This window comes from Anoxybacillus kestanbolensis, assembly GCF_001996285.1.
GTDB lineage: Bacteria > Bacillota > Bacilli > Bacillales > Anoxybacillaceae > Anoxybacillus > Anoxybacillus kestanbolensis_A.
Map to the genome: position 1 here is coordinate 1 of NZ_MQAD01000025.1, position 13313 is coordinate 13313.

At 40.3% G+C, this 13313-nt stretch carries 11 protein-coding genes, 1 pseudogene and 1 riboswitch; of the genes and pseudogenes, 2 read left to right on the forward strand and 10 right to left on the reverse strand.

What is annotated here, in order from left to right:
- Positions 1–335: 335 nt before the first annotated feature.
- Positions 336–1886 (reverse strand): bifunctional ADP-dependent NAD(P)H-hydrate dehydratase/NAD(P)H-hydrate epimerase, encoded by a 1551-nt coding sequence (locus BO219_RS11915; RefSeq protein ID WP_077429689.1) that lies wholly within the window; start codon positions 1884–1886, stop codon positions 336–338.
- Positions 1887–2100: 214 nt separating this feature from the next.
- A riboswitch (SAM riboswitch) is annotated at positions 2101–2209 on the forward strand.
- A gap of 203 nt (positions 2210–2412) precedes the next feature.
- Here BO219_RS11915 and BO219_RS11920 point away from each other — a divergent pair.
- On the forward strand, positions 2413–3717 hold the full coding sequence (locus BO219_RS11920) for an acetamidase/formamidase family protein (protein WP_077429690.1): 1305 nt from the start codon (positions 2413–2415) through the stop codon (positions 3715–3717).
- A gap of 305 nt (positions 3718–4022) precedes the next feature.
- On the opposite strand, the pseudogene BO219_RS11925 reads toward BO219_RS11920, so the two are convergent.
- Positions 4023–4310: pseudogene (locus tag BO219_RS11925) on the reverse strand (pyridoxal-phosphate dependent enzyme); the annotation flags it as partial.
- A gap of 185 nt (positions 4311–4495) precedes the next feature.
- Positions 4496–4879, reverse strand: a complete 384-nt coding sequence (locus tag BO219_RS11930; RefSeq protein ID WP_077429691.1) for a DUF4183 domain-containing protein — start codon at positions 4877–4879, stop codon at positions 4496–4498.
- A 590-nt stretch (positions 4880–5469) separates the two neighbouring features.
- Between BO219_RS11930 and BO219_RS11935 the strand changes: the two genes are divergently transcribed.
- The gene (locus BO219_RS11935; protein ID WP_077429692.1) at positions 5470–5853 is read left to right on the forward strand and encodes a DUF4183 domain-containing protein; all 384 of its coding nucleotides are present in this window, start codon (positions 5470–5472) and stop codon (positions 5851–5853) included.
- Positions 5854–5959: 106 nt separating this feature from the next.
- Here the strand turns inward: BO219_RS11935 and BO219_RS11940 are convergent, their stop codons facing one another.
- From BO219_RS11940 to BO219_RS11970, 7 genes are all read right to left on the reverse strand, one after another.
- Positions 5960–6220 (reverse strand): DUF1450 domain-containing protein, encoded by a 261-nt coding sequence (locus tag BO219_RS11940; protein ID WP_077429693.1) that lies wholly within the window; start codon positions 6218–6220, stop codon positions 5960–5962.
- 372 nt (positions 6221–6592) lie between these two features.
- Positions 6593–7732, reverse strand: a complete 1140-nt coding sequence (locus BO219_RS11945; RefSeq protein ID WP_077429694.1) for a conserved virulence factor C family protein — start codon at positions 7730–7732, stop codon at positions 6593–6595.
- A gap of 17 nt (positions 7733–7749) precedes the next feature.
- Positions 7750–9648 carry an ABC-F family ATP-binding cassette domain-containing protein gene (locus BO219_RS11950; RefSeq protein ID WP_077429695.1) on the reverse strand — a complete coding sequence of 633 codons (1899 nt, stop codon included), beginning with the start codon at positions 9646–9648 and terminating at the stop codon, positions 7750–7752.
- The gene (locus BO219_RS11955; protein WP_077429696.1) at positions 9629–10291 is read right to left on the reverse strand and encodes an HD domain-containing protein; all 663 of its coding nucleotides are present in this window, start codon (positions 10289–10291) and stop codon (positions 9629–9631) included. The genes BO219_RS11950 and BO219_RS11955 overlap by 20 nt, the downstream gene beginning before the upstream one ends.
- Positions 10292–10619: 328 nt before the next feature.
- Positions 10620–11354, reverse strand: a complete 735-nt coding sequence (locus BO219_RS11960; protein ID WP_035067472.1) for a metallophosphoesterase family protein — start codon at positions 11352–11354, stop codon at positions 10620–10622.
- Positions 11355–11508: 154 nt separating this feature from the next.
- Entirely contained in the window at positions 11509–12342 is an 834-nt protein-coding gene (locus BO219_RS11965; protein ID WP_035067474.1) for a pirin family protein, read from the reverse strand.
- 119 nt (positions 12343–12461) lie between these two features.
- A complete protein-coding gene (locus BO219_RS11970; protein ID WP_077429697.1) occupies positions 12462–13082 on the reverse strand; it encodes an NUDIX hydrolase in 621 nt (206 codons plus the stop codon).
- Between the last annotated feature and the right edge of the window lie 231 nt (positions 13083–13313).

Sequence of the window (13313 nt, forward strand, 5' to 3'; positions counted from 1 at the left end):
ATTTTACTGCATGTATTTTGAATTCTTTATCAAAACGTCTTGTCATTATAGACACTCCTCATCATTGATAGATTTACTGTACATTTCTCTATTCGTTGTGTCTATAATCTAGACTAACATCAATCGTGAGATGGCCACAAAAGAAGACATCATCTATATTCATCAACGGTTAGACTACCAAATTAGCCGCATCGCCCGCACAGAGGAAGAACTTCACTTATTAAAAACACATAATTGACAAATAAGACTGCCCTAAAAGCAAGCATCGAAATGAAAAATAGACCTCGCTTGAACGGCAATGCTCGGAAGAGGTCTATTTTTCGTATTCATATACTTCATCTTTGTTTCTGATACGAGGCTCCCTTTTTATAAAGTGAAAAAAGTGTTTGCGGAATGGCCTCGATGACATCTGTCGCAAGCACATCCATTGGTGAATGCTCCTTCTCGACGAGCGCATCCGCCGCTTTTCCATGCACGAACACGGCATTGCAAATTGCTTCTTGAATGTTGTCGTGCTGCATGATAAACGCAAGAATGATTCCAGTGAGTACATCGCCGCTTCCGCCTTTTGCTAACGCTGGATTTCCGCTTGTATTCACGTATTGCTTTCCATCTGGAGTCGTGACAATGGTGTAAGGTCCTTTTAACACAAGGTAAACACCATTGCTCATTGCAAATTGCTTTGCAATGCCAAAACGGTCTCTTTCGACATCGTCAATGGAAACGCCAAGCATTCGCGCCATTTCTCCAGGATGCGGCGTTAAAATCGTCGCTTCTGTTCGTTCACGTATTATCGAAACATAATCGTTCCAAAAATATAACGCATCCGCATCAAGAACGACTGGAACATCTTGGCATAGCACCTTTTGGACAACACTTTTCGCTCCCATCGTTCTCCCCATGCCCGGTCCTGCGGCAATCGCGTCAACATCCAAGGTGATCAAATCGATTTCCCCGGCAAAGCAGCCGTTCAACGATGAACACGGATGATACATCACCTCTGGAATATGGGTGGCGACAACGGGATAAACATCATCCGGAACAGCCATTGTCAGCAATCCAGCTCCGCTTCTTAAAGCCGCTTTTGCGGTCATAATGACAGCGCCTGTCATATTTCGCGAGCCGCCAATTACAAGCCCTTTTCCATAAGTACCTTTATGGGACGAACGCTTTCTTACCGGCAGCGTTCTTGCAACAGCCGCCTCACTCCATAGTCGGCGAAACTCGGCATTTTTTTCTAGAGAAAGCGGCGGAATACCAATATCGACTACGATTAATTCACCATAGTAATCAGCTGTTGGAAAAGTATATGCACTTAGCTTTGGATATTGAATCGTAATCGTTACATCCGCCTGAATCGCTGTTTCCACCGCTCCGCCGTCCGCCGGAATTCCGCTTGGTACGTCAATGGCATACACAACAAGCTCCTTTGCTTCGTTCACTTTTTCAATGATTTCTTTATATGGAGAGCGCAATGCCCCATTTATGCCAATTCCAAGCAAAGCGTCAATGATCACGTCATAATGACGTAATTGTTCGATAAATTCCTTCTCATTTCCTATGTAATTCTTTACTTCATATCCCGAATTTTCATAGATTTCAAGTGCTTTTTTCGCCGCGCCTTTTACTTTTTCCTTTGGCGGTATTAACCATAAATCCGTCGTATAACCATAACTCTTTAGCACCCTCGCAACAACAAACCCGTCGCCGCCATTGTTTCCTGTTCCTGCTAATACAGCGACGCGCTGAGCAGGTTGAATTCGTTCCAGCAAAACTGTAGCGACAGCTTGTCCGGCATTTTCCATCAACGATTCTTCACTCATGCCGATTTGCTGAATGGTATATCGATCAATCGCGTACATTTCTGAAGCAGTCACAACGCGCATGAAGATCACCCCGCAAATTTTTAATCTCATACAAGTATTTTAAATCACTTTTTCCTATTACGTATAGTTTACTAACCATGTTGACGTTCTTCCCTGCCTATATGAAAAACTCGTTAAAAAATTTTTTTCTATATACACCAAGAATGTAAGCGTTATCTTCCGTTGACATAGATAAAAATATATTATTATTGTTGTAAAAATTGAATACGATCACCGCTTATCAAGAGTGACCGAGGGAACAGGCCCTATGACGTCCGGCAACCTCCTTATAACAGGAACGGTGCCAAATCCTGCAGAATGGCTTTCATTCTGAAAGATAAGTCGTGTACAATAGATACCCGATGGGGCCGTCCGAAAAGTAGTATTTAATCCCGAAATCTAAAAAAAGCAAACCAAAAGAATGCTGTAAAATCAACATTCTTTTGGTTTTAATTTTGGCGGATTTTCAACTAAAATTGATACATTTGGCTTATTCCCTTATAATTGCTATCAATAAGTAAATATTTTTTTAAATGGGGGAGAAAATATGGAAGCGAAACAAACGGTATTTGTGAATGAATTTACGAATGGGATTTTAGATCCCAATGGTGAAATGCTTGGACCTGTAAAAGATGGCGGGTATATTATTGCTAATACTGCTCCTGGGTGTTGGGGACCGATGATTACACCTTGTATCCGTGGCGGTCATGAGGTAACTAAACCTGTTTTTGTAGAAGGAGCAGAAGTGGGAGACGCTATTGCCATTAAAATTAAATCAATCCGTGTAACTTCAATCGCCACTTCATCGGGAAATGATAAGCCGGTAGAGGGAAGATTTTTAGGGGATCCATTTGTTGCTGTAAAATGTCCTAAATGCGGAACGCTATATCCGGAGACTAAGATTGAGGGAATAGGCCAAGAGGCCATTCGTTGTGCAAATTGTGGTGCAGATGTATCACCATTTGAATTTACTAATGGTTATACGATCGCTTTCGATTCCAACAAGAATATAGGAGTTACTTTGCATAAAGAGGCAGCAGAACAGATTGCTAGAGAAGGTCGCTATTATATGGCGACACCTGATAATTCAGTACAAAATCCGATTGTAACATTTGCTCCGCACGATTTGGTTGGAACAGTTGCAAGAGTTCGCCCATTCTTGGGTCAGCTTGGTACGACACCTGCACGGCCTTTACCAGATTCCCATAATGCCGGGGATTTTGGTCAGTTTTTAATAGACGCTCCGCATGAATATGCTATAACACGGGAACAATTAAAAGATCGTACCGATGGACATATGGATATTAATCGGGTACGGGAAGGCGCTGTTCTCATTTGTCCTGTAAAAGTGCGAGGCGGTGGTGTTTACCTCGGGGATATGCACGCTATGCAAGGAGATGGTGAAATAGCAGGGCATACGACTGATGTAGCCGGAATAGTAACTCTTCAAGTGAAAGTCATTAAAGGTTTAAATATTGATGGTCCTATTCTTTTACCTGTAGAAGAGGATCTTCCTTATCTGGCAAAACCTATTACTAAGAAAGAAAAAGAGATGGCACTTGATATAGCGGAACAATGGGGTGTAAAAAAATTAGAGGAATCCCTCCCTATTTCCTTTATTGGAACGGGGGCAAACTTAAATGAAGCAACTGAAAATGGTTTAAAAAGAGCCGCCGAGGTTTTAGGGATTACGGTTCCGGAAGTAATGAATCGGGCAACGATTACAGGTTCTATCGAAATTGGTAGACATCCAGGCGTAGTAACGGTAACGTTCTTATGCCCTGTAAAATATCTAGATAAGATTGGCATTACTCAATTAGTACGCGATCAATATCCCCATTCTTTAGGGTAGTTTATATAGAATCACATGGTAGTCGTAATTATGTCAGGGAAGTACTTAACACAATTTAATGCAAGAACAGACAGCTATTGTTGTTCTTAGGAACAAGCAAAATTATAAAGATACCCCATACCGCGATGAAGGGGTATGGGGTTGTTTTTTGTACATTTCTTATTTTATACAACCAAACGGAACTTTTCTAAATGTCGAATCATTTCCTTTCCAATTTCAATGGAAGCAGTTGCGGCTGGAGAAGGGGCATTTAAAATATGAATAGAACGGTTGCCATACGAACAGTGCCTGGCACCGTTTGATTGAATCGTGCAATCCATGCCAAACATTGCACAAGCTGTCGCTGTGGCGACACCGTGCTGTCCCGCACCTGTTTCAGCGATTACGCGCTTCGCCCCCATTCGTTTCGCAAGCCAAATTTGTCCGATGACATTATTAATCTTATGTGAACCGGTATGGTTTAAATCTTCGCGTTTCAGATAGATTTTTGCTCCGCCTAACCGCTCGGTAAGCCGAGCCGCAAAAGTAAGCGGATTTGCACGGCCGACATACTCCTTTAAGTAAAATTTAAATTCTTCGTTAAACTCGTGATCGATTAGAACGGGATAAATATTATTGGTAGAAGGATTATTTTACAGTTGACTGACTTCACATTCTTTGCCTGCTTAATTAGAATGAGGAAGAATTGGAACGAATCATAAAAATAAATCCTTTCTAGGTGTATGACGAAAATTTGTCTACCTGCTAGAAAGGAAAGTATGAAAAGAGAATATATCATTTAAATGCCTGCTTTTATCGTAATAAATTGAAGAATGATCGGAGCACCCGCCATTGGAGTGTCAGCAGACTTTAAAGTCAGCATTCCTTCTTGAACTTCATATAGGTTTTTAGGTTGTAACACTCCATTGATAAATAAATTAATAAACGATACCTTCGTCGGGTCTAATATTCCTTTATTTCCATATTCAACTAATTCATCCGCATTCGTATAAACTGTTTTTATTCCGTCTGATATAGCATTATATTGGTAAGTATCCACTTGTAAAACTTGAGGGGGAATTTTAATAGTAAAGCAAATTTGAACGATTGATGTGGTGTTTATCCAATCATAAACTTTTGGAACAGCAATGATATGTTTCTGATATTTATTATCTCGTTTCATTGATACCACCCAAATTGAAAATTTAGTAAATACACCCTATTTGAAATAAGGCGATAAATTAGAGTGAAACACTCCTTTCTTCCCGCAATAAAAGATTTCAAAACACACTTTCCCCATATGCGACATCTTTTTAAGAATGGAATTGTGCAAATGGATTTATACATTATATGCAAAATGAATAAATAAAGTGAACATGAAGCTAGATTAAATATAATAAACGATTCATTTCATATTTTTCAATCACTGGCACAGATTCATCATTTTTTGCATTTTATTTTTACTTTTTACGAACTATATATAATTTTCCAACATATTTAAAAAGCGAGCCGAACCCTGGTTGATTTTCATGTTTAATTCATATGTTCAAAGTTTAAGTTAGAGTTATATATGACAAACGGCTAAAGCAATTCATGTAAATCAGTCATATTATAAATTGAAAATGTTTTTGATAATCAACAAATGTAGACAACATCTATACACGTCAAACAACTAATCGATTTTTCTGACATATCAGATGTCATCTTACATTTGATTTTTATTATCTTAAACATTCAAATCAATCAATTTTTCAAAGAAAGGGGGATACACATATGGCTCTTCAACTCATGAAACTTTTCGTTTCTGCTTCCACGACAACGGATGCAGTACCAACCGACACAAGATTTTTCTATGTTACAACAGCAGAAACAGCTGCGGGCTCGACATTAACAATCGATGCAGCAGATTTTTTTCAAGATGATGGAACAGCCGCTACAACTCTACCAACTTTAGCAGCCAATAATAGTTACTATAATGTTTATATTAACGGTGTTTTACAAATGGACGATATCTCGACATATACACCAGGTGCCACAACTGTCGGATCGCTTGCGATTAATGTTCCTGCTGGCGGTGATCCAATACCTGCTGGTACACCTATCGTGTTAGAAATTGTTCAATTTGCTCCATCGTCGACAACAACTGTTACAACATAATAGCTATCAAATTCCCGTGAACCTCTCCCGCCTGCACGTTATTTTTTAGAGGCGGGAGACTTTCTCGGTGAATATGTTAAAAATACAAACACTGACTATTGTTATCTTATTTCCTGCTGCATCTGTTACCTCGAAATTTCCACCATTCTTCTGATATACGATGATTCACTTCATAATAAAGTTCATCGACTGTTGTACCTTTGACAACTTCACCATCTATTAATACAAAAGGACAGTTTTTACAAATTTTGCACTTACCGAGACAATCTTTACGTTTGATTTTTATCTCTTTATAAATTGATTTGAAAAACTTATATAGCTTTTTCGTCTCAAACCCATTTTCGCGACAAAAATAAATTTTCTCCATATTTTAACGAAACACCTTTTTAATGAAAACTATTATCATTCTCATTGTTTTTTAATGATAACAAAAATTCGTTGCTACGTCACAACAAATGATAAAAGGAGACAAAAAATAAAAAAATTGAGCGCGAAAATGTCCAATTTTTTCAACAATTTTTTGCACGCTTTTATTGAGATGGTTTATTAGCCATCCATCCAAAAAAATGAGCCCTACAGATTTTGCTTCCACCATGAGAACTAAACACGAAAAGCGATACCACTGAACATCTTCCGCCTGTATTTCGTTTAGAGGCAAGAGATGAATCAGAAAAAATGTTAAAACGGCAGCAATTTCGCTGCCGTTTTTTGGTGATACCGCAATACCTATTTTTCTTTATCATTCACTGCTGTTTCCTTTTCTTCTGCTTTCTGTCATCTGCTTCCACACGGATCCTTTCGCTTCTTCGCCGCCTTCAATGCGTTCAATCGCCATTTTTATTTGCATGCTTACTTCAAACTCCGGATCATTTTCTGCCGCTTTTAAAGCAGGAAGAGCTGATTCATCGCCTACTTCGTATAAAAACATCGCTGCGCGCCAGCGGACTAATTTGCTTGGATCTTTTAACGCCTCCATCATGACTGGCATCGCTTCAGGATCGCCAATATCAGATAGGCAGTCTCCCGCTGTGCGGCGCACAGAGACGGCTTTATCCTTCAGCGCTTCATAAAGATACGGGAGCACTTTTTTGCCGCCAATCATTCCTAAATATGCGGTGGCAAGGCGGCGAATCGCCACTTTTTCGTCTTTTAATGCCTTTGCCAATATCGGCAAATCTTCTTCGGTTGGCTCTGCCATTTGTTCTAAAGCCGCATAGCGTTTTGTCCAATCTGGGTCGTCAAGCATTTCTTCCGTTACTTTGTAGCTTACTCGTTTTTGCGTTTTCGCTTGCTCGCCGCTTTTAAACATTTGTACCATCCGCTCTAACCGTTCTGGCGGATAGGCAGCGGACAGTTCTTCAACTACTTCTGCACCGATTTCCTCGAACGTGCCATAGCGCACGCCTTTTTCGACCCACTTTCGTTCAAGAACAATATTTCCGGCATGTTTCTGCGCTTCTAAAACCGCATCCATAAACGGCTGCGGCAAACCGAATCGTCTTTCTTCCTGACCGTCGGTTAACTTCACCTGCATTGGCAATCCATAAAGCATTTGCACATACACTTTCACTTCGCCAAAATGCTCGTTACGTACTTGTTTATCGTCTTGTGTGCTTTCAATCTCTTCACCAAATACTTCACGCACTTTTGTTAAAATCTCTTTCCAACCATATTTCGGATTTCGTTCAATCGCTAAAAAATCGGCAACATGGTAAATGCCTTTAACTCCTTCAATTTTCATTAATTCTTGAATGATTGCTGGTGCCTTCTCTACATTATCCGGCTTATAGTTATGGCTTGTGCCAAACGGAAGCTCTTCATCTAATAGAACTTTCATTGTATTTGGGCTTGGTGTTGGTTCAATTGATTTAATGTTCATTACTGTTCATCCCCCTTTCACTTCGATTGTAATTCTTCCACAAGTTCAGACAGTTCTGCCCAGCGCTCAAGCAACGCATCGAGCTCTGCACTTAATTGCTCATGTTCGGATGCTAATCTTTGCACTTTTTCATAGTCGCTCGCCGCTTGTTCCATTTCCAGCGTAATTTCTTGCAATTTCGTCTCCAATGCCGCAATTTTATCTTCGATTTCTTCCCATTCTTTCTGTTCTTTATAGCTTAATCTGCGCTTGGCCGGCTTTGCAGGCTGAACTTGTTCTTTCATTATTGGCTGCTTAAGTTCTGCCTGCTCTCCTTTTTTCTTTAGCTGCTCCTCTAAATAATCGGAGTAATCACCAAAATAATGCGCAATTTTCCCATTTCCTTCAAAAATAAGTAATTGTTCTGCCACTTTGTCTAAAAAATAACGGTCATGTGAAACCGTAATCACAACCCCCGGGAAGGTTTCTAAATAATCTTCAAGTACCGTCAATGTCTGCGTATCCAAATCGTTCGTCGGCTCGTCAAGAAGGAGCACGTTCGGTTCTGTCATTAAAATGCGCAACAAATACAACCGCCGTTTCTCTCCGCCTGACAATTTGTGAATGGGTGTTCCGTGCGTATTCATTGGAAATAAGAAACGCTCCAGCATTTGCGCGGCGGAAATTGTTTTTCCATCAGTTGTATGAATGACTTCCCCTGCTTCGCGAATGTATTCAATCATTCGTTTATTTTCATCCATATCAACATTTTCTTGCGTGTAATACGCGATTTTCACCGTTTGCCCGATTTCGATTTCTCCCTCATCAGGCTGGACCCGGCCGACAAGCAAATTCAACAGCGTCGATTTACCGCTTCCGTTCGCCCCGACAATGCCGATGCGGTCTCCCGGTTTGACTAGGAAGCTAAACTTATCTAAAATCACTTGGCTGCCGAACGCTTTGCACACACGTTTTAACTCTAGCACTTTTTTGCCAAGACGGCTGCCGCTTAATGAGATATCGAGACTGCTCTTTTGTTCCATTCCAAGTGATTGCTCCAGCTCTTCGAATCGCTGGATGCGCGCCTTTTGTTTCGTTGTCCGCGCTTTTGCTCCTCTTCTGATCCAAGCCAATTCGCGGCGATATAAGTTTTGCCGTTTCGCTTCAGCGGCAAGCTCCTGCTCCTCTCTCAGCGCTTTTCCTTCTAAAAATGCTGCGTAATTTCCTGTATAACTGTATAGTTTTCCATTATCCAACTCTAAAATGCGGTTGGTCACACGATCTAAAAAGTAACGATCGTGCGTCACAAGCAAAACGGCCCCGCTATAACGCGCCAAATACTCTTCCAACCAGCGGATCGTTTCGTAGTCAAGATGGTTCGTCGGCTCGTCTAAAATCAACAAATCAGGTGTTTCAATAAGCGCCTGCGCCAAAGCGACGCGGCGCTTTTGACCACCGGAAAGCTCTCCCATTGTTTTTGTCATGTCATCAATGCCTAATTTCGTAAGAATCGCTTTTGCGTTGGAGCTTGCTTCCCATGCGTTCATTGCGTCCATTTGCTGCTGGCAGCGGAAAAGACGTTTCTGCAGCTTATCATCAAGGGGATTTTTCTCAAGCTCGGCTAAAACTGTTTCATAGTCACGCAATAAACGAATCAGCGGTGTATCCCCGTGAAACACTTGTTCCAATACTGTTAAGTTTTCTTGAAAATCGGGCTGTTGCGGCAAATAACCGATTGAATAGTCTTTCGAATGCGTAATTTGTCCCGCGTCCGCAAGCTCAACACCGGCAATGATTTTCAGTAACGTTGACTTTCCTGTCCCATTCACGCCAATAATGCCGATTCGTTCCTGTTCTTTAATCGTAAACGAAATATCGCGAAATAACGTTTTTTCCGCATAGCTTTTAGATAAATGTTCAACCGTTAACATTTTCATATTGCTCATCCCACTCTTGATAAAATTGATATAAAAAACGCTCCATAAATTCATGACGTTTGAGCGCGATTTGTTTCGCGCTTTCTGTATTCATCCATTCTTTTAGTTTTAATAATTTTTCATAAAAATGATTAATCGCCGTACTGCGGCCTTGCCGGTATTCTTCCTTCGTTATCTTCTCCCGGTAAGGAAGGAACGGATCATGCATAAGATGCCCGCGGCTTCCCGCATACATAAACGTGCGGGCAATGCCGATCGCACCGATGGCATCGAGGCGGTCCGCATCTTGTACAACCATCCCCTCAATGGTGTGTGGCTTTTTCCCGTGTCCTCCTTTAAACGAGACCGAAGAGATAATGTCAATGATATGCTCTTTATCGTCATGGGACAGCGGCATTTGTTCGAGCCAAGAGGTTACAGCAGATAAGCCCTTCTCTTCGTTTCCTGCGATTTTTTCATCGGCTACGTCATGAAGAAGCGCAGCCATTTCGACAATAAATTCGTCAGCGCCTTCTTTCTTCGCAAGAGTGATGCCCATACGCCGAACACGGTCAATGTGCCACCAGTCATGTCCGCTTGCATCATTCTCTAGCAATGAACGCACATATTGTTCTGTTTTTTGAATGATTTCCCGTTTATCCATATCAGCCCTCAACATTCGATGGTTTTGTCGTTAACTATTGTAGCAAAGGGACGTTTTGTTTGCCTAACAAAAAACTGTCCATAAAACTATACTAGCACCAGTATCATATTGTCCAAACTGATGAACATAAACCCACATAACAGTAAAAAGAAGCCCAGGCAAGAAACGTAAACGCCTGGGTGTGACAGTAGCGATCATTCATAATGAAATCTCTTCCAATATTTATGTAAATTGTAAATAAGGATTAATCTAAGGAAATGTTCTACCTTATGAGTGATCCTCACTTTTCTTTCTTCACTAAGTCTATTTCATTAGTTGAAAACAGAATTTAGTTAAATTGCAAATGTTGATTTCCGTAAAAAACACGAAGAATAAAATCACGGGCTGGGACCTTCAGTTTGTCGTAGGCAAGCAAAAATTCCCGATTGTCATACGCTACTTCTTTGAAAGTGACACTGATTCCTTCCGCACCGATGTTTAGAATAGCGTATGGAGCTAGAGGCTTGTGATAACAGCCTAAAGCGCCCGGATTAATATAAAGCCTCTCCTTAGATCTAAAATGATGTAGTATATGATGATGACCGAAACAAACGACATCTACGTCAGAAGTTTTATATAGTTCGTCAAGTTTCTTTATTGTTGGTTGTTGATCAATAGGGATAAACTGATTTTCTTCGTTCAAATGATAATGCACAAATAATAATTTTTTCCCATTGTATTCGGCATATAATTTTTTCGGTATTTTCGATAAAGCGGGAATAAACTTTTTGTCCAGCTGTGAAGCAATCCATTGATGATGTTCTTTTTCTTCGCCCACACTTCCCGGTTCTTTCCCTTTCATTATGTTTAAAATGGCTTCATCATGATTCCCCATAACATAAGATATATCATTGCGGGAAAATAAAAGTTCAAGAACTTTGTTTGTTTCGTGTCCAATCGCCACTAAATCACCTAGGCAGTAAATATGTTCTACTGGATTATTTCTGTCAATATCATCCAATACCGCTCGCAAGGCAGCACTGTTGCCGTGAATATCGGTTATGATTGCTAATTTTGTTTCCAAAACTCCCCTCTCCAATTCTTTATTAATTTAGAATATTTTGGTGATTGTTTTTTTCATACCTAAGACCATCATTCTATCAACCTATTAGGCGTTCTTGTCCTTTTATTCAAGAATAAAGGCGTTTTCCCTCAGTTCATAAAAAATAAAAGCCGTTTCATTCATCGAACTTCCCTGTTTGATAATCAAGAATAGCTTGACGAATCTCTTCTTTTGTATTCATGACAAACGGTCCGTATGCGACAACGGGTTCATTTATTGGCTCACCTGCATACAGGAGAATGCGAAGTTTTTCTTTAGCAGTGATTTTAATTTCGCTCTCGGAAGCTCCGTCCGCTGAACTTAAAAATAACACTTGTCCTTTATGTCCTTCTGTTTCATCGATCCCAAAAGTTCCGCTTCCTTCTAAAATATAAAGAAAGCCGTTATAACTTCCCGGCAAATCTTGTACAACACTCGCTCCTGGCTCTAGCAACATTTCTACCATCGTAACAGGAACATGATTAAGGGTTGAAGCCTGTACTCCTTTTGATGAACCAGAAAAAACTCGAATAATAGCCCCTTCTTCTTTACGCACAGGCATATCCTTACTTTTTAAATTTTGATAACGAGGCTCGGTCATTTTTTTCGAGCTCGGTAAGTTAATCCATAACTGCAGGCTATGCACAGTAGAACCAGGTGCTGGGTCTTCTTTATGAATGACACCTCTCCCAGCTGTCATCCATTGCACATCTCCCGGCTCCAGTTTTCCATAACCTGCTTTATTGTCAAAATGTTCAAGCACCCCATCAATCACATATGTCACCGTTTCAATGCCGCGATGCGGATGAAGATCGAACGTTCCTCTTTGAAAAAAATCTTCGGCAAGCATTAAGAACGGGTCGTATTCTTGCCAATTTCCCGGTTCTAAAACAAAACCATTCTGGTGAATTGGGCTGTTTGTTTGGTACTGCACTGTCTTAATACGACGAATGCCTCGTTGTGCTTTCATAAGGCTCTCCTCCTGTTTCTAGTTGACGTTGTTTAGTTTTGTTCTATTTTATTTTCGTAACATATTTGAATTGAAAATGTTTAATGTTTCCATCGTTATATCCTTGCCAATGGATTCATTCAATCCTTCCTAATCAATTCAATAAAATGGTAAATAATCCTTGCCGTTAACCCCCAAATGACTTTATTTTCATAATAATAAAAGTGCTCATCCATTTTTCGGGCGCGCCAATTATAATTTTCTCCGTTCGGAATCTTGTCAAACGGAAAATTCGCTTCAGGTTCTACTTTGAAGTGGACGTGATAAACTTCCGGCGCCGTTTGTTGAAAAAAGGATAACGGAACAGTAAATATTTCAGCGACTTCCTCTTTATTCGGTTTCATCTTGTCAGGATGACTAATCGTAGCAACAAATGGATAAATGATCGTGTCAAAAGGAGACACGATATAATCTAAAGGAAAAATGTTAATAATGCTCGTTTTTTCAATCCCTAATTCTTCGACTGTCTCCCGAATGGCTGCTTCTTGGGCATTTTTGTCATTTGGATCAATTTTTCCACCGGGAAAGCAGATTTCTCCAGGCTGCCTGTTTAAATGAAACGCTCTGACTTCAAATAAGACGTGAAGCTCATCGTCTTTTTCGATTAACGGTAAAAGTACTGCGAATTTACCGAACTGTTCATGTCCTAACAAAGTCGGTGTTCGATTGCTTAATTTGTCAATGATTGTTTTATATTCCATTATTCCCCCCTCATTTCCTGCTTTACCTTCATATTTAATATATGTTTCCGCATCATCCATCGCAATCAAAAAATGTGCCCCTTCATTGCCAAATAAAACATTATTATATACATCCAAATTGGCATTTTAACCTCTGATTCACACAGCACACCCCATGCGGCGTAACACCTCATCTGGATGTTGTAAGACGTACTGTTCAAAGCGAGTAATGGATTGGGCAATGTCATTTTG